This is a genomic window from Arthrobacter glycogeni, assembly GCF_054511155.1.
This window is the reverse complement of sequence record NZ_JBTNDE010000017.1, coordinates 48,623-72,703: the sequence shown is the minus strand read 5'-3', so window position 1 is coordinate 72,703 and position 24,081 is coordinate 48,623. Positions and strand designations below refer to the sequence as shown.

Genomic DNA, 24,081 nt, shown 5'->3' with positions numbered 1-24,081 from the left:
CCCGGACACGGTCCCTGCCGTGCTGGCCGGTTTCGAGTCCGCGCTGATCACCCTGGCGGCGAAGACCACGGTGACGAAGTTTCACCGCCAGGCCGGGCAGTTACGGGAAGTACTGCACCCCGAGTCGATTAGTAGCCGGCATCGCAAGGCTGTCCAGGACCGCCGCGTGTATCTGGACCCGACCCAGGACGGGATGGCCTGGCTCCAAGCATTCCTACCGACCGAGCAAGCCGCGGGGATCTACCACCGGGTCGACACTGCTGCCCGGAACTTACAGGGCCCCGACGAACCCCGCACCCTCACCCAACTCAGGGCTGACGTCCTCGTCGATGCCCTCACCAGCGCCGGCCCCGAATCCGTTGGTGAGACCAACCCTGAGAGGGCTACCGGTGATTCTCTTACCCGATCACGGGCCGGGTCACAGGCCGAAGCACCCGGTGAGGGCAGCCAGTCGTGGGAGGGCAACCAGTTTTGGGGTGTGCAGGCGAAGGTGTTCGTGACGGTCCCGGTGTTGACCCTCATGGGTGGGGATGCGCCGGGTGAGTTGGAAGGGTACGGGCCGATCGACCCGGACACTGCCCGGAGGCTCGCTGGGCACGCGCCGTCGTTTACGAGGATCCTCACCCACCCCTTCACGGGGGCCAGGTTGGGTGCTGATGCGAGCACGTATCGGGTGCCGAAAGATTTACAGGACGCGGTCAGGGTACGGGATGGGACGTGCCGTCATCCGGGGTGTAACCGGTTGGCGGTGTTCTGCGAACTCGACCACACGATCCCCTGGGCTAGGGGCGGGACGACCAGTTACTCAAATCTGGCAGCGCTCTGTAAACGTCACCACATGTTCAAAACGGAGGGTTTCTGGCAGTACACCCAACCCGAACCAGGGACGATCATCGCGATCTCCCCCGCCGGGGAAACCTACCTCACCAAACCCAACCCACCACCCACACCACGACCAGAAACCCCACCACCGTTCTAGGATGAAGCCCCTCCCCAATCGCCGAAGCGGGACATCCGGCGTCTCAGAACGACTCAGAACGCCGTCAACCCGCCAGATCCCACGCCTCGGCGAAGAGGGTAATCGTGGCATGCCGCCTGGCCGACCGAAGGCCGACCAAGGAAGAGACGATGGCCATCCGGAAGGATGCCCACCGCCCAGAGTCAGATGTGGCGATTCTAACGGCCGCCAGCCCGCGACAGCCCGCTGCTCGGCAGGTGCGGGCTGCTCCGCGCCAGGCCGTCCACCACGAAGCGGGACCTTCTCCGCAGCGGGGCCTAACTTGCCCAGCACCTACTTGCCCAGCACCTCGGCGGCGACGAGCCATTGGAGTTCAAGGTCGTGCTGTTCAGCCTGAACTATTTGAAGTTTCTTGTTGAGGGTAGCCATCTTCTCAAAGTCGACATCCCCCGCAGCACCGTCATTCATTTGGTGCTGAATCCGCTCCACCTGCGCTGAAGCTTTCCCGAGCTGCCGTTCGATGCGGGTCAGATCCTTCTTTGCCTGACGAGTTTCCTCAGAGCTGTAACCCGAGGACGATCCTGTGCTGCCCTGCCCATCATCGGAATTCAGGGGGGAAGCGCCGGACCCCGCACCCGCGTCCCGGCGCAGTTCGAGATACTGGTCGACTCCGCGGGGAAGGTCACGCAGTTTCCCATCGCCCAACAGCGCCATCTGTGAATCGGTCACTCGCTCAAGCAGATACCTGTCGTGCGAGACGACCACCAGGGTGCCGGGCCAGCCATCCAGTACGTCCTCGATCGCAGCAAGGGTGTCGGTGTCGAGGTCGTTGGTTGGTTCGTCAAGCATCAGCACATTGGGCTCGCCTACCAGGAGGCGTAACAGCTGCAGTCGACGTCGCTCGCCACCCGACAGATCCTTCACCATGGTCCACTGCCGCTGGTTTGTAAATCCGAGTTGCTCCACCAGCTGACTTGCGGACACCTCACGCCCGCCGACGCTGAAAACACGCTTCTCCTGTTCGATCACTTCGGTGACCCGGAGGTGCTCAAGCTCGTCGAGCTCCTTGACCTCCTGGGAAAGCACTGCCGTCTGAACCGTCTTGCCCTTCTTCAACCGGCCAGCATCTGGGGTAACGTCGCCGTTCAGCATCCGTAACAGGGTGGTTTTGCCAGATCCATTGACCCCAACCAACCCCAGTCGCTGACCGGGCGCGAGCCGCAGGGTGATCCCGTCAAAAAGTTCCTTGTCTCCGAGAGACAGGGACACGTTCTCGAGATCCAGGACGTCCTTACCTTGGCGTGCCATCGCCATCTTGCTCAATGCCAATGAATCGCGGGGTTCAGGCACATCGGCGATCAAAGCATTCGCCGCCTCGATGCGGAACTTCGGTTTAGCGGTCCGTGCGGGCGCACCGCGGCGCAGCCACGCCAGTTCTTTTTTGACCAGTTGCTGACGTTTCCCTTCGACGACTGAATCCATCCGGTCGCGCTCGGCCCGCGCGAGCACGTAAGCAGCGTAACCGCCGTCGAATCCGTCGACGACGCCGTCGTGCACCTCCCAGGTGCGGGTGCAGATTTCGTCAAGGAACCAGCGGTCGTGAGTGACCACCAGCAGGCCACCGTCGGTGGGACGCCACCGCTCGGCGAGGTGGTGAGCAAGCCAGGCCACACCTTCCACGTCGAGGTGGTTGGTGGGCTCATCGAGCATGATGACGTCGTCGTCGCCAATCAGGAGCTTCGCCAGCGCAACACGGCGTTTCTGTCCACCCGAGAGCGATGACACCTTCGCATGCCAGTCAACCTCGGCGACGAGCCCTCCCATGACGTCGCGAATCTTCGGGTTGGAGGCCCACTCATGGTCGGCCTGATCGCCGACGATCGCCTCGCCCACGCCCAGGTCGCCGTCGAGAACGTCGGTCTGATCGAGGTATCCGACGTGAACATCCCGACGCCGGGTTACCCGCCCTTCATCAGGGGTGGCTCGCTGAGCGAGGAGCCGCATGAGGGTCGACTTGCCGTCGCCGTTGCGACCCACCATGCCGATGCGGTCGCCGTCCTCGATGCCGAGGGAAACGCCGTCGAGAACGGTGCGGGTAGCAAAGGTGATGCTGACGCTTTCGGCGCCCAAAAGATGTGCCAAGGGTGTACTGCTTCCTGGTTGTTGAGGGTAAAGATGGCTTGAACTAGCCCAGCTTCAGTGGCAGGTCAGGCGATGTAGTCGGTAACAATTCTGGCACCGTGGACCGGGCCATGCACGGCGGTGGCGGTCAGGCCATCGGCGGTGAGCCGTGCCGCGAGTTCAGAGGCGTGATCTTCGCTGGCCGCGAGGAACGCGACAGTTGGACCCGATCCTGACACCAGACCGGCCAGCGCCCCGGCTACCTTCCCGGCATTCAGGATGTCGGCGAGCTCCGGGGCAAGCTCAAGTGCCGCCGGCTGCAGGTCGTTGTGCAAAAGTTCAGCGAGGGCGGTCGCATCCCCGGAACGCATCGCAGTGAGAATCCGGGCATCGATCTCCGGTGGTGCCGCGGGTTCGGTGCCGTCCCGCAGCCGGAGCTCGTCCAGGGTCCGGTAGACCACCGGGGTTGAGAGTCCATAGGCCGAGGTCACGAGCACCCAGTGCAGAGGCGTCTTGGAGATGGCAGGGGTTAGCTGCTCCCCCACCCCGACCCCGACTGCCGTGCCGCCCACCAGCGCGAACGGCACATCCGCGCCCAGCTCCGCCGCCATCTTGGCCAACTCGTCACGGGAAAACCCGCTGTTCCAGAGGGCATCGCACGCCAGGAGGGTGGCGGCAGCATCCGCTGAGCCTCCGCCCATTCCACCGGCTACTGGTACGCGTTTGGTGATGTCCAGCAGCACCCCGGTTGGGTCCTCGCTGAGGTCGGCGAGGACCGCCGCGGCCCGAGCAGCCAAATTGCTGGCATCCAGCGGAATACTCTCCACCGGTAGGTTGAGGGACCCCTGACCGTTGATCGTGACCACAGTGCCGGGCTCGGAATTGACCGTTGCCGTGACTTCCTCGTAGAGAGAGACCGCCAGATACACACTCGCAACACTGTGATAGCCGTCTTCCCTCAAGGGGCCAACGCGAAACGAAACGTTGATTTTTCCTGGCGCACGGACCCGAACGCTGGCTGGTGCGCCACCCAACAGTCCCGCCGTTTTACCTACCTCCATACCCACCAACCTAGGCCACATGGCGCTGAACCAGGAAACCTGCGGGCATCCTCTGCCCAGAAAATCCCGCCGGTACCTAACCGTTGTGAACACGTAGTAGTCGTCGTCACACCGCACATGGTTCCCTCATCGAGTCAACATAAATAACCGAAATCCGGCACGAAACCGGTCATTTGTGTCGACTCGAGCTCAAAGCAGGGGGCGCAGACAGAGGCAGGGAGCTACCGAAGGACACCCCGAGCTAGGTTGCCTGTGTGGCCTGCTGACCGGGTTTCGCCTCGGCAATGCGGGCAAACGCGGCGATGTCCAGCATTTCCCCGCGAAGGCTAGGGTCGACATCGGCCGCGGCCAGGGCCTCCCCCGCCAGCACCGGGCTACCCGCCCACCCCGACAGCGCTGCGCGCAGCGTCTTCCTCCGCTGGGCGAAGGCGGCGTCGATGACGGCGAACACCTCGCGCCGGCTGGCTGACGTTTCCGGCGGGTCGTGCCGGACGAACCCCACCAGTCCCGACGCGATCTTGGGCGCCGGCCAGAACACGTTCATCCCGATAACGCCTGACTTGCGCATCGTGGCATACCAGGCGGCCTTCGCTGAGGGCACTCCGTAGGTCTTCGAGCCGGGACCGGCGGCCAGCCGGTCGGCAACCTCGTCCTGCACCATGACCAGGCCGTGGCGCAGGGAGGGAAAGTTCTCCAGCAGGTTCAGGACCACCGGGACTGCAACGTTGTAGGGCAGATTCGCGACCAGAGCGGTCGGCAGATGCGGTAGCTCAGTGACCCGCATCGCGTCAGCGAGGACCACCTCGAGATTCGCAGCAGTCTCCGGCCGCCAGTGAGCGACGGTATGGGGAAGACGCTCAGCCAGCAGCGGGTCGATCTCCACTGCCACCACCCGTTGCGCCGCGTCGAGCAGGCCCAGCGTCAGCGAGCCGAGACCCGGGCCGACCTCAAGGACCGTCTCCTCAGGATTGAGCCGAGCCGCAGCAACAATCCGTCGAATGGTGTTGCCATCGATGACGAAGTTCTGGCCGAGGGTCTTCGTAGGCCGAAGGTCCAGTTCGGCTGCCAGTCGGCGGACGTCGCTGGCGCCGAGCAGGGGCCGGATCTGCTGGGGGTTAGGGGGCTGAGTCACCTAAGCCATGGTAGTCGCGCGCCCCGCAGAAGCGGGCCCCCACATCGGGAACCTGCGGGTCGTGACCAATCTGTAGAGCAGGGACGTCATCGAGAGGGCCGCTGACGACGACGCCAGGGTTAATCCCACTCCCCGTAGACCCTTCGCGTGTTCTCGGCTATCGACTGGCATAGGGTGGCAAGGTCGGCGCCAAGCACCTCAGCCATACTCCTGACCGTGTAGGGAACCAGGTAGGGCGCGTTGGGCCGCCCCCGGAAGGGATGCGGGGTCAGGAACGGAGCGTCGGTTTCGGTCAGCACCAACGCCGGATCCGCAATGCGCAAGGCCTCCCTGAGATTGTCGGCGTTCTTGAACGTCACCGTTCCGGCAAAGGACATATACCACCCGGCGTCGTTGCAGATCCGCGCCAGGGCGGCGTCGCCGGAGAAACAGTGAAACACCACCCGCTCCGGTGCACCCTCGCTACAGAGGGTGGAGACGACGTCGTCGTGCGCGTCCCGGTCATGAATTTGGAGGGCCAGCCCCAACCGTTTGGCGATATCGAGGTGCCGTCGGAAGGAGTAGTGCTGGCTGTCGATCCCCTCGGCGGGCGTCCGATAGTAGTCGAGCCCGGTTTCCCCGATCGCGCGGACCCGCGGATGCGCGGCCAACCGTTCAATCTCGGCGAGCGCAGCCTCAAGGCCCCCATGCTCGGCAAGCAGCGGAGCGTCATTGGGATGAATCGCCACCGCCCCCAGCAGCCGGGGCTCCCGGGTAACAGCCTCGACGGTGAACCGCGACGACTCAAGGTCACACCCCACCTGGACCGCGCCGCAGACCCCCACAGCTTCAGCCGCATCGAGGGCTGCGGCCACACTGACCAGCGGCAAACCGCTCCGGAAGTCGAGGTGGGTGTGGTTATCGATCACCGGAACGGGCAGCGGCTCGGGGGCAGGAGGGTAGTGCCGCTTATCCTGGCGTCCGCCCGCAGCCTGGGCATCGCCGTCAGGAACGGTATCAGTGGGAACGGTATCGGGAAAGGTAGTGCGCGGGGCTGGACGGTACGCCGCGGGGGTGGCTGTATCAGGCATGACTCAACCCTAGCCACCTGCACATCGGCAGCGGAACTTATCCCCACGACAGCAAGTTGTCCTAGTAATCTGTAGGAAAGCAGTTGCTGCGTGCCCCACGGACAAACTAGCCGTGGACGTATCCGACCAGGGCTGACCGACTCAGCTGCACACCGGCGTGCAGTGTTCGCGGAAGGTTCGCATGGATTCCACCAACCAGTACGCCTCACCCAACAGCAGGACCGAGCCCGAGGACTCCCCCACCGAGGGCGGAAGGTCGGCGATGTCCGGTGAGCGGTTCGATGAGACGGCCCGACGGATTCTGGGATCCATCAACACGGTCATCGACGGCAAACCCGAAGCCGCCCGGCTGGCCTTGACCGTTCTCCTGGCCCAGGGCCACCTGTTGGTGGAGGATGTACCGGGGGTGGGGAAGACCCTGCTCGCGAAAACCCTTGCCCGCACCATTGACTGCACTGTGAACCGCATCCAGTTCACCCCGGATCTGCTGCCCTCGGATGTGTCGGGGGTGTCGATCTACAACCAGGACACCCACCGGTTTGAGTTCCGACGCGGACCCGTCTTCGCCAACATCGTGATCGGTGATGAGATCAACCGCGCCTCCGCGAAGACCCAGTCAGCTCTCCTGGAATGCATGGAGGAGCATCAGGTCACCGTCGACGGCGGCACCCACCGGCTGGCGGAACCCTTCATGGTGGTGGCCACCCAGAACCCGATCGAGATGGAGGGAACCTACCCCCTGCCCGAGGCGCAACGAGACCGGTTCATGGCCCGGATCTCCATGGGATACCCGGACCGCACCGCCGAACTGGAGATGCTGCAGACCCACCAGTCCGTCTCGCCGCTGGACGCGGTCCGCCCGGTCGCGAACGTCACCGACGTTGCGGCGATGATGGAACAGGTGCAGCGGGTCTACGTGTCGCCAGCGGTGCGCGAATATACGGTCGCCATCGGCCACGCGACCCGCGGGCACCACCAGCTGCGACTCGGTGCCAGCCCCCGGGCGTTACTGCAGCTGCTGCGGGCCGCCAAGGCTGGCGCCGCGTTGGAGAGCAGGGACTTCGTCCTGCCCGACGACGTCGCCTCGGTCGCCGAAGCGGTCCTGTCCCACCGGCTGATCCTGGACCGCAAGGCCCAGAGCTCGGGGGAAACCCCCCAGTCGGTGGTCGCGGGTATCCTGTCGAAGGTTCCAGTGGAACGCGCTGCGACCAACTCCTACCTGCGCGCCTAGGCCCACCTCATGCGGCTGCTGGCCAGGTTACCGTCCCGGATCCTCACCCCACGCGGGTGGGGACTGGTGATCACCGGCGTCGTGGCGCTCCTGTTTGCCCAGTTCCTCGGCCGCCGGGACCTGCTGTATGTCGGGGTGCTCCTGCTGTGCCTGCCGCTGCTGTCCGTGCTGATGTTACGGCTGATCAAACCGCGGTTCACCGTGGGAAGAAAATTCGCGCCGCAAACTCTGGAGACCGGCTTCACCTCCACTGTCACCCTGTCGGTCGCCGCCAGCGGGCCGGTGAGCGGCAGCGTGGTGATGCGCGAACTGCTTCCCTCCCGGTTCGGGGATTCACCCGAGTTCCACTTCCCGTCCCGGCATCCCACCCGCGGCACCAGCCACTACGAGTACCGGCTGCGGTCCTCCAGCCGTGGCGTATACGACGTCGGCCCGGTCACCGCGGCCTTCACTGACCCCTTCGGGCTGGGTACTTCCCGTCACACGCTGGGCGGTACGGACCGGCTGGTGGTCACCCCCGCGCCCCTTGACCTGCCGCCTTCGCCCCTGACCGGGGCCCGTGGCGCGGACGGATTCGCGGTCACCCGCCGCAACGCCAACCCGAGCGACGACGATGTGATGACCCGTGAGTACCGGCCGGGCGATCCGATGCGCAGGGTGCACTGGGCTGCTACCGCCCGCCATAACGAGCTGATGGTCCGCCAGGAAGAGTCGGTGACCACCCCCGAGGCAACCCTGATCCTCGACCGACGGCAGGCCAGGTACAGCTCGGCGCTCTCCGGAGCTTTCGGGGCCGACCGGGACGAGGAGGGAACGTCGCTGCTGTCCTCCCCCGGCTTTGAGTGGGCGGTAATCGCCGCGATGTCCATGACGTCCCACCTGCTGGAGCGCAACTATGCCCTGCGATTTGTTGATGAAACCGGAGCGCCGGCGCTACAGTCCTCGGTTTCTGCTCCATGGCCGGAGGATGAGGAACACACCGGGATGACAGGGATCCACAATGTTGGCGAAGGGTTGGCTGCGCTGGAACTCCGCCCGGATCCCACGAAACGGACACCATCCCGGCGCCTGCCGCGACCCGGAACGGCGGCTGCTCCCCCGCCCACACGAAACGCGCCCTTCGGTGACCCAATGATGGACAAACTCGCCACGTACAAACTCCGGGGCCCCCTCCTCGCGGTTCTGGGGGCCATTACTGCGAGCGAGGCCAGGGATCTGGCCGGAGCCGCCGAGTATGGGTCCACCTCGTTCGCGATCCTCGTCGCCGACCGCCCCCAGGACCTGCACTCAGTGATGGAAATATTGCGCGCAGCTGGCTGGCACGCTGTGGCGGTCTCCCCCTCCGCTGACCTGAGGGCAGCATGGACCTACTTCGACTCCCCCGGCGGCGCCAGTACGTCCACGACCAAAACCACTGTCAATTCACCACCGGTCGCCGCTGGAGGACGGCTGTGACCTCCACCCTGCCCCGTCCCAGCCCATCGTCGACCCAACACCGTGAGCCGCCACCCCCTACACGGCTGCGCACAGACCAGCGGCACTGGGTGTCGACTGCGGCAGTGTTCGCAGCCGTGATGTTAACGTCGCTGAACCTGAACTCGGTGGTGCTGGGCTGGACCTGGCTGAACCCCGTCGCATTCACTGTTGGGTGCGTGCTAGTGGTGATGGGTGCTGCGCGCAGTGTTCGCCTCCCCGGCCTGCTGGTTCCGGCGGCAGGGTTCGTCGCCCTGGTGGGGTCGGTGGTGTGGCAGTTCTTCCCGGCTCACAGCGTGCTCGGGGTGTTCCCCGGAGAGGGATCGGCTGGCCGGCTGACCATCCTGTTGAATCATGCGGAGAACACTGTCGTGTCGCAGGTGGCGCCGGTGCTGCCCGGAACCGGCATTTTCATGGTGGTCTGCGCCGGAATCGGTCTGATCGCCATCCTCGCCGATACCCTTGCCACCACCCTTCGGCTGCCCGCGACCAGCGGGCTGGCACTGTTCGCCGTGCTGGTAATTCCTGCCGTCGTGCTCCCGCAGAGTGTTGGTGTCCCAGGTTTCGTTGCAACGGTCCTCGGATACCTTGTAATCCTCGGGTGCGGCCAATGGCGAGACAGCCAGGCGACCAGCGGGACTCGGGACGCCTCGGGTGGCAGGCTGGTCCGCGCAGTGTCCATCGGCGCTGCGGCGCTGGTGGTGACCGTGGTGATTCCCCTGGCCGTCCCGGGATTCAACGTTGGCGCCTTCCCGCAGGGTGCGAGGATAAACCTGTGGGGCACCGCCACCGGGTTGAACCCTGTGGTGACCCTGGGAAACGACCTCCGGAACCCGAACGGTTTCGGCAGGATCACCTACGCCACCGATTCTCCCGAGGCTTTGTACCTGCGGGCCGTCACCCTTGAGGACTTCGGCGGGCAGCGGTGGGAACCGGACCAACGGTACAATCTCAGGGAGCCCGGCGTTCAGGACATGGGAACCCAGGAAGTGCGCGCCTCGATCGTATCCGGTGTAGTGACGACGACCCGGATCACCACTGACTCGTTCACCAGCCCCTGGCTCCTGGCTCCCTACGCCCCGGTGGGTTTCACCAACCTCTCCGGCCGCTGGTCCTGGGATCCGCTCAATCACAGCGTTATTGCCACCGACAACGGGTCAACCGCCCAGCAACGGTATGAGGTGATCAGCGCCGGCCCCGAGCTGACCCGTGAGCGGCTCCAGGCTATTGGGCCGGTTCCCGACGGCGCCGTCGACGCCCAGTTCCTGGAATTGCCGGACACCACCCCCGGGATTATCAGGGACACTGCCGAGGCGCTCACGGCCAATATTGCCAACCCCTATGAGCAGGCCCTGGCGATCCAGGATCATCTTCGGGGACCCGACTTCACGTACTCGGTCGACGCCCCCGTGGAGGGCGGCTATGACGGCAGCAGCCTCGACGTCGTCGCCCGCTTCCTCGAATCACGGTCCGGCTACTGCGTCCACTATGCCGGCGCCATGGCTGTGATGGCCCGGGTGGCGGGGATCCCCAGCCGGGTCGCCGTTGGCTACGCGCCCGGCGACCCAACCGGCGATTCGGAGGAGGGCCCCGAGGGCCAGGAGCTCACCGAGTTCTCTGTCACGTCCCAGGATGCCCACGCCTGGCCTGAACTCTATTTCGACGGCGTCGGCTGGGTGAAGTTCGAACCTACCCCCTCGCGTGGGGTAGTGCCCGACTACGCTCAGACCGCCTTTGCCCCGGGCGCGCCGGAGCAGAACCCCGACGACCTGACGCCCGGTGGCAACCCACTTGCCGACCCTGGCGCACCGGTTCCCGGGACGGGTGCCGAGGAACCGCAGGGCGGGGCGGACCCCGAACAGGCCAGGGAAACCTCGGCCCTGATCACCGGGGTGCTGGCCGGGGCTGTGCTCCTGCTCTTCGTGCCGCTGCTGCTGCGCACGCTGCGGAGCCGGAGCCGCCGTCGCAGGTTCGCTGCGGCGCAAGGGGCGCCGGGTGCTGCGACGATCGCCTGGTCAGAGACCACCGATCTCGCTGCCGACTACGACCAGCCGGCACTGCCTACCGACACCCCCCGGACCTTCGCCACCCGCCTTGCTGCGGCGACGGGGTTCGATACTGCCTCGGCGGCGGCACTGGCGCGGCTTCGCTCCGCGTATGAGGCGGCAGAATATTCAGACCCCGAACTGCGCGTGCCAGGCGGAGCGGGCGGGCGTGCTGCAGGCCGCTGGGAGGATGTCGGCATGGTTTCCCAGTCGCTCCGCCACACCAGTAGCCGGTCAGCCAGGATCAGGGCCCGCTTCCTGCCCCGTTCACTAGCGGGCAGGAAGCGGGTCTGGCCCTGGCTGTGATTCTGCTATCCGTCAGGAAGCAGTAGGGTCGGCGATCCCGACATACTGGGTGTAAAGGTACTCGTCGATTCCCTCCGAACCGCCTTCACGGCCGAGCCCCGACTGCTTGACCCCGCCAAACGGAGCTGCGGCGTTCGATACCACGCCAGCGTTAAGACCCAGCATCCCGACATCGAGGCGTTCACCGATGCGCAGGCCCCGGTTGAGGTCGCGGGTGAAGACGTAGGCGACCAGCCCGTACTCGGTGTCGTTGGCGAGCCGGACTGCCTCGTCCTCAGTATCGAAGGTGGTGATTGGCGCGACAGGGCCGAAGATCTCCTCCTGCAGGATCCGCGATCCGGGGGCGACGTCGGTCAGCACCGTCGCCTGGTAGAAGTAGCCGGGGCCAGCCACCGGCTCCCCGCCCACCACCACCGTCGCGCCGTCGTCGACCGCTGACGTGACCAGCTCGTGAACCTTGGTGCGGCTCTTCTCATCAATCAGCGGGCCAAGCGTTGACCCGTTCTCGGTGCCGCGGGTCGTCTCGAGTTTCATCATTTTCGCTGCGAACTTTTCGGCGAACTTTGCAGCGACCGATTCGTGGATGATGAACCGGTTGGCCGCGGTGCAGGCCTCACCCATGTTGCGGAGCTTCGCGAGCATGGCTCCCGCCACCGCGGCGTCGATGTCGGCGTCCGCGAAGACGACGAACGGCGCGTTGCCGCCCAATTCCATTGACGTCCGCAGCACGTTCTGGGCCGCCGCCGCCAGGAGGTTCCGTCCCACCGGCGTCGATCCGGTGAAAGACAGCTTGCGCAGACGCGGGTCCTCAATCAGTGGCCCGGTGACCCCCTGTGCGTCGGAGGTGTGGACGACGTTCAGCACGCCGGCGGGGAGACCGGCCTCTTCCAGGACGGAGGCGAACAACGACGACGTCAGCGGCGTCAGGTTGGCCGGTTTAAGAACCATTGTGCAACCGGCGGCGATGGCTGGGGCGATCTTGCGCGTCGCCATGGCCAGCGGGAAGTTCCACGGCGTGATCAACAGGCAGGGGCCGACAGGCTTCTTGTTGACCAGGATGCGGGTCTTGCCATCGGGTGAGGTGGAGTACCGGCCCGTAGCGCGGACCGCTTCCTCGGAGAACCAGCGCAAAAATTCGGCACCGTAGGTCACCTCACCCCGAGCCTCGGCGAGCGGCTTGCCCATTTCCATGGTCATCAGCAGCGCGAAATCCTCGGCCCGGGCAGTCACCAGGTCGAAGGCACGCCGCAGGATCTCGCCCCGCTCGCGGGGCGGGGTGCGCGCCCAGCTGTCCTGTGCGGCTGCGGCGGCGTCGAGCGCAGCCATCCCGTCGGCTGGGCTGGCATCGGCGATCGTCAGCAGGGTTTTCCCGGTCGCCGGATCCTCGATATCGAAGGTCTTGCCGGTTGAGGCGTCCCGCCAGCTTCCGCCGATCAGCAACCCGGTGGGAACCTGAGCCAAAAGTTCCTGCTCACGCTGGGTGGTAACTGCCATAGTCGGTGCCTCCAAGAGGTTCTTCGGGATGGAATGTATCACTGCGGCACTAGCCGCCCAGCACCACGCTAGACCCGCAGCTGGAGGCCTGTCCATGCCAGCCTGCACGGCACCACCCGCCGACCGCTGTCCTGGTGCACAATAGCCGCCCGCAGTTCGGGCGGTGTGTCAGCGGGCGGCGATCACCGCGGAGTACAGTTCCCGCTTGCTGATCCGCGACTCCTCAGCAACAGCCGCCACCGCGTCCTTCAGCCGGATGCCCTGGTCGACGAGGGCGGCAACGGCCGCCACCCGGTCCTCTGGTTTAGCTGGCGCAGCGGGCGGTGCACCGCCGACGACGACGGCGATCTCGCCCCTGACCTCGGTAGTTTCAGCCCATTCCAGGAGGTCAGCGAGTGGACCCCTGAGTACCTGCTCGTACCGTTTGGTCAGCTCCCGGGCCACGGCCGCCGGGCGGTCCGGTCCAAAGACCTGGTGCAACGACCGCAACATCACCTCAAGCCGGTGGGGGGCCTCGAAGAACACCATGGTGCGCCGTTCGGCGGCCAGCTCACCGAGGCGCGAGTTCCGCTCGCCCGTTTTGCGCGGCAGGAAGCCTTCGAAGCAGAACCTGTCGGTCGGAAGCCCTGACAGGGCCAGCGCGGTCAGCACCGCCGATGGTCCGGGCGCCATGGTCACGTCAACACCGCCGGCGATCGCCGCCTCCACCAGTCGGTACCCCGGGTCGGATACGGACGGCATCCCGGCATCGGTGACCATCAGCAAGGTCTTCCCACTCTTCACCTCCTTCAGCAGGTCGGCCGTCCTGATGGCCTCGTTGTGCTCGTGATAGCTGACAATTTGTCCCTGCACCCTGATCTCCAGTGCCCTGAGGAGCCGCTGCAACCGACGGGTGTCCTCGGCCGCCACCAGATCAGCGGTCTGCAGCAGCGACACCAGACGCGCCGACGCGTCTGCTGCATTGCCGATCGGAGTTGCGGCAAGGATGATCCGTCCGCCGTCGGGACTCCCCGCGGCACCGTCGGCCGCTGTCTCGAACTCCTGCTCCGGGCCGCCGTCGTCTAACTCCAGATGGGCGTCGCCGTCGTCGTGGGTCGCATCGTCGGAGTCCGCTTCATTCCCGGTGTTGATCACTATCCCAGCGTAGCCCCGCCAGACACCTGCCCCGCCCCGGCGCGATCATGCACTGGCAGTAACATAAGCAGGGTGAGTCATACCGCCGTTTCCCCCCCGCCGGCCGCCGGGGCCCCGGCGGCGCGTGGCTGGGTCTACACCCCGCGCACCGCGTACGACGCCGTCGTGTTGCGGCGTCGCCTGCTCGGAGAACGCCTGCCGCTGGGAATCCTCGCCTGGCTGCTGCCGGTCGCCATGATGCTAATCGGTGGAGTGCTGCGATTTGTCCGGCTGGGCGAACCGGACACCCTGGTCTTCGATGAGACCTACTATGTCAAGGACGCCTACTCGTACCTGCTGTCCGGGTACGAGCGGGAGTGGCCGGAAGAACCCGACGCCAACTTCAACAGCGGCAACACCGGCGTCATCCTGGGCACCCCCGACTATGTGGTCCACCCGCCGGTGGGCAAGTGGATGATTGCCCTGGGAATGCTCGCCTTCGGCTCCGACAACGCCTTCGGCTGGCGTTTTTCGGCGGCATTGGTCGGCACACTGTCGATCCTGCTGATTGCATTAATCGCGCAGCGGCTGTTTGGATCCCCGATCCTCGGCGCCGCGGCGGGTCTACTAACCGCCGTCGACGGTCACCATCTGGTGCATTCGCGCACCTCGTTGCTTGACGTGTTCCTGATGTTCTGGCTCGTGGTCGCGTTCGGTGCGCTACTGCTGGATCGGGACCGGGCAAGGCTGAACCTTTCGGCGAAGCTCCCTGCCCTGGCAGCGCTGGCCCCAGATGGGGTCAAGCCGTCGGCCGCAGACCTGCTGTACGGGCCGTGGCTCGGGTACCGGCCGTGGCGGATCGTCGCAGGGATCAGTCTCGGTCTTGCCGTGGGGACCAAGTGGTCAGCCATCCCGTATGTCGCCTTGTTTGGCCTGATGACCGTGCTCTGGGACATGAATGCCCGGCGGGTTGTCGGAGTGCAACACTGGATCACCGGGGCTGTCCTGCGGGATGGCCTCCAGGCCTTCGTGACCGTGGTTCCGCTCGCAGCATTGACCTACCTGGCGACGTGGACCGGCTGGTTCCTCTCCTCCGACGCCTACAACCGGCAGTGGGCGGCCGACCATCCAGCGCCAGCGTGGGAGTGGCTACCGGCGTCGATCAGGTCGCTGGCCGACTATCACCGCGCCGCCTACACCTTCCACGAAGGCCTCGGCTCCGAGCATCCTTACGAATCCACGCCCTGGTCGTGGCTGGCCATGGGGCGCCCGGTGTCCTTCTACTACAAGGGCGAGCTCGGGGCCGACCAGGGTTGTGCTGTGGACGCCTGCTCCCGGGCCATCACCTCGGTTGGCAACCCACTGATCTGGTGGTCGGCCGCGATCGCGCTCATCGTGCTAGTGTTCTTCTGGGTGGGGCGCCGGGACTGGCGTGCCGGGGCTATCCTCGGCGGTGTTGCCGCCGGGTATCTGCCATGGTTTCTGTACCCCGAACGCACCACATTTTTCTTCTACGCCATCGCGTTCCAGCCGTTCCTGATCCTTGCCCTGACCTACTGCCTGGGCTTGGTGCTGGGCCGCCCCCAGGACCGACCGCGACGGCGGCGCCTGGGCCTGGTCCTGGTGGGCTTGTTTGTCGCTGCGGCAGTGCTGCTCTCCGCCTTTTTCCTCCCGGTCTGGACGGCTGAGCTGATCCCCTACGACCAGTGGCGGCTCCGCATGTGGATGCCCAGCTGGATCTGATGCCGCGTCACGTGACGCACCATACCAATAGGTGAGACCCTGTCTCTATGCGCGAATCAACCACCGAACTCCTTGTGAATCTGCCGTCGGACACCAACGTCACTGACCTGCTGCTGGAGCAGCACCAGAGATCGCCGGGTGGGGCGCTCTACGCTGTGAAACGGGCGGGCGAGTGGCACGACATCACCGCTGCCGAGTTCCTCACGCAGGTGCAGGCCCTGGCGAAGGGCTTGATCGCGCGCGGCGTCCAGCCCGGCGACGCCGTCGCCGTCATGTCCAAGACCCGGTACGAATGGACCCTGACCGACCTGGCTATCTGGTTTGCCGGTGCGGTGACGGTGCCCATTTACGAGACCTCGTCTGCAACGCAGGTGGCCTGGATTCTCGAGGATTCGGCGGCGGGCCTCATCTTTGTCGAGGACGCAGCCAAAGCTGAGGTGGTCGAGCGTGCTTTGGGTGGCGCCGATACTGACAATCGGTTGTACCTGATGAATTACGACGACGGCGGAGACACCTTCGCCGCCCTCGTGTCCGAGGGTTCAGCTATTGAGGATCATGCACTTGAGGCAGCGCGTGCCAGCCGATCACTCGACGACGTCGCATCCCTCGTCTACACCTCGGGCACCACGGGACCGCCCAAGGGGTGCGAAATCACCCACGGAAACTTCGCCCTCTTCGCCGTCAACACCCTTGAGTTCCTGCCGGAACTGCTCCGCGAGAAGGACGCCCGGACGCTCATGTTCCTTCCGCTCGCGCACGTCCTGGCACGCGCAGTCCAAGTGGTGTGCCTGGCCGGTGGCGTCAAACTTGGGCACACGTCCAACGCCGCCGACCTGCTGGCGGATCTGGGCACCTATCGGCCGACCTTCTTGCTGGTGGTGCCCCGCATCTTCGAGAAGATCTATGCGACCGCTGAGCAGAAGGCCAGAGATGCAAACAAGGGACGGATCTTTGAACTAGGTTCAACGACGGCCGTTGCCTACTCCCAGGCGCTGGACGCGGCTGCCCACGGAGGCCACGGGGCCGGAATGCTGTTGAAAGCGCGGCATGCCCTCTTCAACAAGGTGCTCTATCCCAAACTGCGGGCTGTTTTCGGCGGCGAAGTGACATACACAGTGTCGGGCGCGAGCCCCCTGAGTGCACATCTTGCGCACTTTTTCCGGGGGGCGGGGATCCAGGTCCAGGAAGGTTACGGTCTGACCGAGAGCACCGCGCCGTGCACAGCCAACACCGTTGCCTTGACCCGGGTCGGCAGCGTGGGCATCCCGATGCCGGGAACCCGCATCAGGGTGGACGCCGACGGCGAAGTGCAGATCAAGGGCGTCGGCGTGTTCAAGGGATACCACAATAACACTCAAGCCAACAGAGAGGCCTTTACCGCTGACGGGTATTTCCGCACCGGCGACCTCGGATCGCTGGATGAGGACGGCTTCCTGACTATTACCGGCCGCAAGAAGGATCTGCTGGTAACTGCGGCAGGGAAAAACGTTGCACCGGGACCCCTTGAGGAAAAACTCCGCGAACATCGGCTGGTGGCCCACGCGGTGGTGGTCGGGGACGGTAAGCCGTTTATTGGCGCCTTCCTGACCCTCGATCCCGAAGCCGTTACATCCTGGGGAACCGAAACTGGGCTGGGTAGGCTGACTATCGCCGAGGCCGCGGGCCATGCTGGCGTCCGGACGGAACTGCAGGCCGCCGTGGACGAGGTCAACTCGCACGTGTCCGCCGCGGAGCAGATCCGCAAGTTCGCTGTGCTCGACCAGGACTTCGGCCCCGAGTCCGGCTACCTCACCCCCACTCTCAAGCTCAAGCGCTCGGCGGTGCTGGCTGAACTGCGCCAGGAACTCGCGGACCTCTACGCCTCCCCGAGAGGCTAGATCTGGTGACCTAGCTGTATTGACCTAGCCAGTCGCTAACCCGCCATACCTCGCGGATCGGCGAATGGGGTTGCGCCGGTGATATCGCGGAGGTGATGCAGGCTAAAGCGCCAGCGAATCCAGGCGACGCTGCCGCGCCGCGTCATCGGCGAGCCGGGACTTCTCCCGACGGCGTTTTGTCGGCCAGGTCAGTACCAGGGTCAGCACTGTCACGATGACGACGAGCACCGCAACAGTAATCGCGGCATCAGTCCAGAACTGCTCGGGGAAGAGACGGATCAAGGTGTCGTCGGTACGGAAAGTCCAGGTCCCATCGGCGAAGAAGACTGCGTGCACCTGGGTGAAGAAGGTCTGCCACCCGAAGATTGCCGTCACCGTCAGGGCAACCATCAGCACCAGCGTCGTCAGGGCTCCGGCAAACAGCGCCCTACGGACCCCACCGGGATAGGTGCGGGCGAGATGCCAGCAGGCAGCAAGGGTGAAGACCAGCATCGCAAGCGCGACGGCGAAGCTGATCACCAGGACCAGCTTCACGTCGAGCATGTGCCCCACTTCGCTGTCCAGGAAAAGCTGGTCGCCATCAGCGTTGACAAGGTCGCCGAGATAGCGGGGCGACGCCCAGTTGAGGATGTAATCGACCGTGTAGGACCCGTAGGTCATCCTGTCATCCGTGCTGAACCCGAAGCTGTCGGCCGGGAACCCCGGGCGGTGATATTCGACCCAGAGGAAAAGCGGCGAGGTGACCGCCCGGATTGCGGCCGCGAGCAGCATGATGGGGAAGAACACCGCGATGAGCACCTGGAAGACCCGCGCCAGAACGGGCTTTCCCGTGAACGCTTCATCCCGTTCGACGGCCCGGCGCCTTGCCTCCTCCTCGGAGGGCCGGGCCGATAGTGCAGCCGTGTCGGGAGCAGGATCGTGCGGCGAAGGGGATGCCGGTGGCTCGCCGGCCGCGCGGCGGCCGGAGCCGGAGCCGGCAGCAGCAGCGGCACTGGCAGTGGTAGTCGCCCTGGCAGTAGCTGCAGTAGCCGCGGCTGCGGGGGGGTCGGGAACGGCAGGGTCGGCTGCGGCGGGCGTCCCGGTGGACTGATCAGCATCCGACGCGCCGGACCCGGAAGTCGCGGCGGAGGGGGCAGCTGACGCTGCCGGTTCAGCTACAAAGGCCTCTGCTGCTGGTGCACCAGACACTGCCGGTTCAGACACTCCCGGTTCAGCGGTCGCGCTCCCGGCAGTTCCAGCGGGAACCGTCCCGCTGGCAGGATCGCTCCGGCGGGTTGCGTCAAAGCGACTGAGGTCCGGCATCGTGCTGGCCTTGCGCATCGGCAGGGAACTCCGCTGAGCGATAGCGGGCTCGGCAGCACCGCCGGCGGGTTGGGTAACCGCTCCGCCGGCGGATTCGGTCTGCAGGCGAGAGGCACCGGAGGGCGTCTCCTCGGCTGGCGCAGCGCCCGTACGCTGCTCGGTCTCGTCGTTTTCAGCCACTGGGTTTTCTCCTAGAAATTGCTCAAGTACTTACCCTCGAGCGTACCGCCGCACGCCAGGTAACCGCCGGAGGCCGGTCCGACGTCGGACCAGCGAACTCGAGCGCTTCACACGACAGCCGGATACACCACACAACGAATCACGCAGTGCGCGCTGTTTCGCCCCGGTCAACGCTTGAGAGATCCCCTGTGTACCCGGCGTTGACCGCCCGGCGGCCCAGCAGCAAGGTGTAGGCCCAGTACGCGGCGAACACGAGAAACCCGATACTGATCCGCAACCAGGCCGGTAGCGGGCTAGGAGTGACGAACCCTTCCACCAACCCGGAAATGAAGAGCACAAGTACCAGTCCGAGCGCGACGGTGATCAGCGAACGCCCTTCCTCGGCCAGCGCGTTCGCGCGAGTCCGCGCACCAGGGGAAACCCAGGCCCAAAAGAGCCTCAACCCCGCTGCGGCCGAAATGAAGATGGCGGTGAGCTCCATGAACCCGTGCGGCAGGATGTAGATGAAGAAGGTGTCGAGTTCGCCATAGGCGGCCATCGTCCCGCCGGCCATGCCGATGCCCTGCGCATTCTGGTACAGGATCCACGGCGCCCAGATCCCGGTGACGCCAAAGGCGACGGCCTGTAGGGCAATCCACGCGTTGTTCGTCCAGACCAGCCCCGCGAAGGACGCTGCAGGATTCTCAAAGTAGTAGTTGACGAAGTCCTCCTGCACATACTGCTCAGCGAACTCATCGCCGCCCATCGCCGCGATGACACCGGGGGTCCCCGCCACCCAGGCCCCGTACAGCCAGGCGAGACCGACGAATAGGACGCCGACGACGACGGTCAGCCACCGCACCCGGTAGAAAGCCGCAGGGAGGGAAATGACGAAGAACCCCGCCACATCCTCCATAAAGTTGGAGCGCGCGCCGGTAAACCGGGTCCGGGCCCGGGACAACCGCATCGACAGGACCCCGGACAGCGCGCTCTCCGGGGCAATCGACCGGATCATCGACAGGTGGGTGGACGTACGCTGATAGAGGACCAGCAGTTCGTCGGCTTCGGCGCCCGAAAGCTTCCGCAGCCGCACTAGCCCATCAAGCCGCTCCCAGTTCGGGCGGTTCACCTCAACGAATGCATCGACGTCCACCCTTTCAGCTTAGCCGGGCGGTGGCCGATAAACTTCAGAGGACGGGGGCCACGAGGCCTGCCCGACACCGGGGTCGTTCGATCAGGGAGATGTGCAATGAGTTCGGTTGTGACAGGTGAGGCGGTCGTCCTTGAACTACGGCCTGCATCGTTCGGCGCCCGCAGTATCAGCCTGCTCATCGATATCGTCGCCCAGGCAATCCTGGTTCTGGCGATCATCCTCGCGGTCAGCGGCACCCTCGCTGGACCCCTGGACCCGGCGTTGAGCCAGGCGCTGGTGCTGATCCTTCTCATTCTGGTGGTGCTGGTGGTCCCGGTGACCGTGGAGACGCTCACCCGCGGCAAGTCCCTGGGGCGGCTGGTGATGGGACTGCGGATTGTGCGCGACGACGGCGGTGCCATCCGCTTCCGGCATGCCTTTATTCGCGGGATGCTGGGGGTCCTCGAAATCTACTTGTTGGTGGGGTCGCTGGCCTTCCTGGTGGCCGTCTTCAACGAACGGTCCAAGCGGTTGGGCGACCTGTTGGCGGGAACCTACTCAATGCATGAGCGGGTGGTCGAAAAGCCCCGCACCCTGGCCGTCGCTCCCCCGCATCTTGCGCCCTGGCTGGAGACAGCCGACCTGCTGCAACTCCCCGATTCTCTGGCCCGGCGGGTGGCCGCCTTCATCGGCCAGGCACCCCGCCTGACCACGGTGGCCCGCGCGACATTGGCAACCGAGCTGGCAACCGAGGTGTCGGCCTTTGTCGCTCCGGCCCCACCACCTGGCACCCATCCCGAGGACTTCCTCAATGCTGTCCTGGCCCGGCGGCGCGAACGGGACCTGGGCCGGCTCACGCGCCAGCGGGAGCGCACCGCCAGAAGTGCCGAACGGTTGCACCGACTCCCCTTCAGCCAGTGACGACCCCAGCCAAAAACAACCTGCCGCCCCGGCTGTAACCAGGGCTGCGGCTACTGGTTGCTGTACTCGTTCCAAGGAGTGTTCCAGTCGCCGAAGCCATCCCAGATGAACATGGGACCGTATCCGGTGTTCTTGATTTCGACGACGTCGCCGGGACCGAAGGTGTCGTAGAAGTACTTGGCACCCTCGGGAGACATGCCGATGCAGCCGTGGGAGACGTTGATGTTGCCCAACGCCACCTGCGCAGCAGGCAACGCCTCGTGGACAAACGCGCCGCCATTGGAGATGCGGCTCGCGTTCTTCACCACGGTGGGCTCGTAGTAGGCCTCGTCGCCGGGCTGGAGACCAATCGACTCGGCGGTGAACTTAGTGGATTTGTACTGCTCCATCACCACGTGATAGCCGGTGGTCGAGGGCCATTCCTCCGTTCCCAGCGTGATCGGGAAGCTTCGGGTCAGGGCACCATCGATGTAAACATCCATCATTTTGGTGTCATTGTCGACGACGGCGAGCCGGGTGCCGTGGGTTTTAACCACCCTTTCGTCGTCGAAGTTACCGATCATCTGGTTGCCGAAGTCCACCCCAAACAACTGCAGATCGACGGTGATAGTGCTGTTCGGCGCCCAGAAATCTTCGGCGCGGTACCGCACCTTTGTGTCGCTGAGCCAGTGGAAGGCGCCGACCTGGCCGCTGGAGCTGGTGATGGTGATGGCTGATTCCACGTCATCGCGGTTGATGACCGGTTCGCTGAAGTTGATCTCGATAGGTTGGCCGGTCCCCACCGTCGACCCAGCCAACGGATACATGGCCGCGGCGGCCTCGTTGGCCGGCATCACTGTGGTGAAACTCTGAGACTCGGTCGCGGTGTTCCCGTTAGCGTCGGCCAGGACGAACTCAAAATCGTAGGCGGTGGCGAAGTCAAGCCGTTCGGTGGCCGTCCAGACGGAATCACCCTTGCTGAGCGCCCCTTCCATCGGCTCACCGCCGTCCGCGGCGCGCAGCGTGACGCTCTCGATCACTGCATCGTTGGCCCGGACCTCGGGCACTGTCACGGGATTGACACTTTCGGTGTTGTCCGCGGGACTTGCTCCAAAATCAAAGGTGGCCGCAGTGGTGGGTGAGGATGGTGCTGGCGGGGTCGCCGACTCCGCCGTTGCACCACTGGAGGGCGATGATGTTGCTGTGGGTGCGCCCGTGGTGCCAGCCCAATTCGGCGCGACGGCGACTGCCGTCCCGGCCGCTATCAGGGCACCGGCAACCGCGACCCCGCCGACAACCCAGCCTTTTCGGCTATTGCCCATCCCCTGCTGACGTTCCATCTGCCCACATCCTGCCGAAAAAATAACCACCCCACAACCGATATTACGGTGTGGGGTGGCCGTTGTTGCTCATGTCGACGTGGCAGGCACGTCGACAGGGGTGTCTAGTACCGGTAGTGATCGGACTTGTAGGGACCCGACGCCTCGATGTCCAGGTACTCGGCCTGATTCTTGGTGAGCTCGGTGAGCTCCACACCGATCGCGTCGAGGTGCAGCCGGGCCACCTTTTCGTCGAGGATCTTCGGCAGGACGTACACCTGGTTGGCGTACTCACGATTTCCGTCGAGGTCGTTCTGCATCCACTTGGTGAACAGTTCAATCTGGGCGATGGTCTGGTTGGCGAACGAATTGCTCATCACGAAGGACGGGTGCCCGGTAGCGTTGCCCAGGTTCAGCAGGCGGCCCTCGGACAGCATGATGATCGAGTGCTCGGCCGCGCCGGTTGACTCGTCGGCGGCGAAGACCCATTCGTGAACCTGAGGCTTGATTTCCACCTTGCGGATCCCCTGGGTCTTCGCAAGGCCGGCAATGTCGATTTCGTTGTCGAAGTGGCCGATGTTGCCCACGATGGCCTGGTGCTTCATCCCGGCCATGTGGTGCGCCATGATGACGTCCTTGTTGCCGGTGGTGGTGATGAAAATATCACCCTGCGCCAGAACCGTTTCGAGGCGAGCGACCTGGTACCCGTCCATGGCCGCCTGAAGTGCACAGATCGGATCGATCTCGGTGACGATGACGCGGCCGCCCTGGCCGCGAAGCGCCTCGGCCGCACCCTTTCCGACGTCCCCGTAGCCGCACACCACAACCACTTTGCCGCCGATGAGGACGTCGGTTGCCCGGTTGAGACCGTCGGGCAGGGAGTGGCGGATGCCGTACTTATTGTCGAACTTCGATTTGGTGACGGAGTCGTTCACGTTGATGGCCGGGAACAGGAGCTTGCCCTGCTGCGCCAGCTGGTAGAGCCGCATGACGCCGGTGGTCGTCTCTTCGGTGACCCCCTTGATGTCTTTGGCGATCCGGGTCCACTTCTGGGGATCCTCGGCGAGTGTGCCGCGCAGGACGTCGAGGACCACCGAGAATTCGTGGGAGTAGTCGATGTCGTCTTCGGCTGGTCCGGCCGGCACGTCGCCGGCGGCTTCGAATTCCACTCCTTTGTGCACCAGGAGGGTGGCGTCGCCGCCGTCGTCAAGGATCATGTTTGGGCCCTGCTCACCGGGCCAGCTGAGGATCTGGGTGGTGGTCCACCAGTATTCCTCGAGGGTTTCGTTCTTCCACGCGAAGACGGGGACGCCGGCGGGATGGTCCGCCGTGCCAGAGCCAACGACGATGGCAGCTGCCGCTTCGTCCTGGGTGGAGAAGATGTTGCAGGAGGCCCACCGCACCTCGGCGCCGAGGGCGGTGAGGGTTTCGATCAGCACGGCAGTCTGGACCGTCATGTGCAGTGATCCGGCGATACGAGCGCCCTTGAGGGGCTGGCTCGCACCGAATTCCTGGCGCAGCTTCATCAGGCCGGGCATTTCATGTTCGGCCAGGCGAATCTGGTGGCGTCCCGCTTCGGCGAGGGAGAGATCGGCAACTTTATAGTCAAAGGTCATGGTGTGGCGCATTCCTGTTCGTTGGTGCT

At 65.1% G+C, this 24,081-nt stretch carries 17 protein-coding genes; 7 read left to right on the top strand and 10 right to left on the bottom strand.

The genetic code is table 11. From position 1 onward, the window contains the following. Positions 1 to 979, top strand: a 979-nt coding sequence (locus ACX80O_RS12515; RefSeq protein ID WP_459333645.1) for an HNH endonuclease, incomplete at its 5' end; no start/stop codon positions are given. 312 nt (positions 980 to 1,291) lie between these two features. Here the strand turns inward: ACX80O_RS12515 and ACX80O_RS12510 are convergent. From ACX80O_RS12510 to ACX80O_RS12495, 4 genes are all read right to left on the bottom strand, one after another. Next, positions 1,292 to 3,100, bottom strand: coding sequence for an ABC-F family ATP-binding cassette domain-containing protein (locus ACX80O_RS12510; RefSeq protein ID WP_459304928.1), 1,809 nt, complete (start codon positions 3,098 to 3,100; stop codon positions 1,292 to 1,294). A gap of 65 nt (positions 3,101 to 3,165) precedes the next feature. Further along, positions 3,166 to 4,140 (bottom strand): 4-(cytidine 5'-diphospho)-2-C-methyl-D-erythritol kinase, encoded by a 975-nt coding sequence (locus tag ACX80O_RS12505; RefSeq protein WP_459333644.1) that lies wholly within the window; start codon positions 4,138 to 4,140, stop codon positions 3,166 to 3,168. 241 nt (positions 4,141 to 4,381) lie between these two features. Then, positions 4,382 to 5,272, bottom strand: a complete 891-nt coding sequence (gene rsmA / locus ACX80O_RS12500; protein WP_459304930.1) for a 16S rRNA (adenine(1518)-N(6)/adenine(1519)-N(6))-dimethyltransferase RsmA — start codon at positions 5,270 to 5,272, stop codon at positions 4,382 to 4,384. 119 nt (positions 5,273 to 5,391) lie between these two features. Beyond that, positions 5,392 to 6,342 (bottom strand): TatD family hydrolase, encoded by a 951-nt coding sequence (locus ACX80O_RS12495; RefSeq protein WP_459333643.1) that lies wholly within the window; start codon positions 6,340 to 6,342, stop codon positions 5,392 to 5,394. A gap of 181 nt (positions 6,343 to 6,523) precedes the next feature. On the opposite strand from ACX80O_RS12495, the gene ACX80O_RS12490 reads away from it, so the two are divergent. From ACX80O_RS12490 to ACX80O_RS12480, 3 genes are read left to right on the top strand one after another with little or no spacing between them, the layout of a single operon-like run. Continuing rightward, positions 6,524 to 7,573, top strand: a complete 1,050-nt coding sequence (locus ACX80O_RS12490; RefSeq protein WP_459304932.1) for an AAA family ATPase — start codon at positions 6,524 to 6,526, stop codon at positions 7,571 to 7,573. A gap of 9 nt (positions 7,574 to 7,582) precedes the next feature. Next, positions 7,583 to 9,028, top strand: coding sequence for a DUF58 domain-containing protein (locus ACX80O_RS12485; RefSeq protein WP_459333642.1), 1,446 nt, complete (start codon positions 7,583 to 7,585; stop codon positions 9,026 to 9,028). Further along, positions 9,025 to 11,397, top strand: coding sequence for a transglutaminase TgpA family protein (locus tag ACX80O_RS12480; protein WP_459333641.1), 2,373 nt, complete (start codon positions 9,025 to 9,027; stop codon positions 11,395 to 11,397). The genes ACX80O_RS12485 and ACX80O_RS12480 overlap by 4 nt, the downstream gene beginning before the upstream one ends. A 12-nt stretch (positions 11,398 to 11,409) precedes the next feature. Here the strand turns inward: ACX80O_RS12480 and ACX80O_RS12475 are convergent, their stop codons facing one another. Beyond that, positions 11,410 to 12,891: an NAD-dependent succinate-semialdehyde dehydrogenase gene (locus ACX80O_RS12475; RefSeq protein ID WP_459333640.1), complete on the bottom strand. Its 1,482-nt coding sequence runs from the start codon at positions 12,889 to 12,891 to the stop codon at positions 11,410 to 11,412. 168 nt (positions 12,892 to 13,059) lie between these two features. Then, positions 13,060 to 13,962, bottom strand: coding sequence for a 16S rRNA (cytidine(1402)-2'-O)-methyltransferase (gene rsmI, locus ACX80O_RS12470; RefSeq protein WP_459333648.1), 903 nt, complete (start codon positions 13,960 to 13,962; stop codon positions 13,060 to 13,062). Between the two features lie 126 nt (positions 13,963 to 14,088). Between rsmI and ACX80O_RS12465 the strand changes: the two genes are divergently transcribed. Together ACX80O_RS12465 and ACX80O_RS12460 are read left to right on the top strand one after the other, a co-directional pair. After that, positions 14,089 to 15,747, top strand: coding sequence for a dolichyl-phosphate-mannose--protein mannosyltransferase (locus tag ACX80O_RS12465; RefSeq protein ID WP_459333647.1), 1,659 nt, complete (start codon positions 14,089 to 14,091; stop codon positions 15,745 to 15,747). 47 nt (positions 15,748 to 15,794) lie between these two features. Then, positions 15,795 to 17,624 (top strand): AMP-dependent synthetase/ligase, encoded by a 1,830-nt coding sequence (locus tag ACX80O_RS12460; RefSeq protein ID WP_459333639.1) that lies wholly within the window; start codon positions 15,795 to 15,797, stop codon positions 17,622 to 17,624. 102 nt (positions 17,625 to 17,726) lie between these two features. Here the strand turns inward: ACX80O_RS12460 and ACX80O_RS12455 are convergent, their stop codons facing one another. Together ACX80O_RS12455 and ACX80O_RS12450 are read right to left on the bottom strand one after the other, a co-directional pair. Beyond that, entirely contained in the window at positions 17,727 to 19,106 is a 1,380-nt protein-coding gene (locus tag ACX80O_RS12455; RefSeq protein WP_459333638.1) for a TIGR01906 family membrane protein, read from the bottom strand. Between the two features lie 139 nt (positions 19,107 to 19,245). After that, entirely contained in the window at positions 19,246 to 20,238 is a 993-nt protein-coding gene (locus tag ACX80O_RS12450) for a stage II sporulation protein M (RefSeq protein ID WP_459333637.1), read from the bottom strand. Between the two features lie 96 nt (positions 20,239 to 20,334). Here ACX80O_RS12450 and ACX80O_RS12445 point away from each other — a divergent pair, with 96 nt between their 5' ends. Beyond that, the gene (locus ACX80O_RS12445) at positions 20,335 to 21,138 is read left to right on the top strand and encodes an RDD family protein (RefSeq protein WP_459304939.1); all 804 of its coding nucleotides are present in this window, start codon (positions 20,335 to 20,337) and stop codon (positions 21,136 to 21,138) included. Positions 21,139 to 21,188: 50 nt separating this feature from the next. Here ACX80O_RS12445 and ACX80O_RS12440 read toward each other — a convergent pair whose 3' ends face one another. Continuing rightward, positions 21,189 to 22,457, bottom strand: a complete 1,269-nt coding sequence (locus tag ACX80O_RS12440) for a L,D-transpeptidase (RefSeq protein ID WP_459333636.1) — start codon at positions 22,455 to 22,457, stop codon at positions 21,189 to 21,191. A 104-nt stretch (positions 22,458 to 22,561) separates the two neighbouring features. Then, entirely contained in the window at positions 22,562 to 24,052 is a 1,491-nt protein-coding gene (ahcY, locus tag ACX80O_RS12435) for an adenosylhomocysteinase (RefSeq protein WP_459333635.1), read from the bottom strand. Positions 24,053 to 24,081: the final 29 nt, after the last annotated feature.

What these genes read in the sequence shown, in the direction of transcription:
- ACX80O_RS12445 (WP_459304939.1), top strand. Translation starts at nt 20,335, where the DNA reads ATGAGTTCGGTTGTGACAGGTGAGGCGGTCGTCCTTGAACTACGGCCT.
- ACX80O_RS12490 (WP_459304932.1), top strand. Translation starts at nt 6,524, where the DNA reads ATGGATTCCACCAACCAGTACGCCTCACCCAACAGCAGGACCGAGCCC.
- ACX80O_RS12440 (WP_459333636.1), bottom strand. Translation starts at nt 22,457, where the DNA reads ATGGAACGTCAGCAGGGGATGGGCAATAGCCGAAAAGGCTGGGTTGTC.
- ACX80O_RS12475 (WP_459333640.1), bottom strand. Translation starts at nt 12,891, where the DNA reads ATGGCAGTTACCACCCAGCGTGAGCAGGAACTTTTGGCTCAGGTTCCC.
- ACX80O_RS12485 (WP_459333642.1), top strand. Translation starts at nt 7,583, where the DNA reads ATGCGGCTGCTGGCCAGGTTACCGTCCCGGATCCTCACCCCACGCGGG.
- ACX80O_RS12495 (WP_459333643.1), bottom strand. Translation starts at nt 6,342, where the DNA reads ATGCCTGATACAGCCACCCCCGCGGCGTACCGTCCAGCCCCGCGCACT.
- ahcY (WP_459333635.1), bottom strand. Translation starts at nt 24,052, where the DNA reads ATGACCTTTGACTATAAAGTTGCCGATCTCTCCCTCGCCGAAGCGGGA.
- ACX80O_RS12460 (WP_459333639.1), top strand. Translation starts at nt 15,795, where the DNA reads ATGCGCGAATCAACCACCGAACTCCTTGTGAATCTGCCGTCGGACACC.
- ACX80O_RS12505 (WP_459333644.1), bottom strand. Translation starts at nt 4,140, where the DNA reads ATGGAGGTAGGTAAAACGGCGGGACTGTTGGGTGGCGCACCAGCCAGC.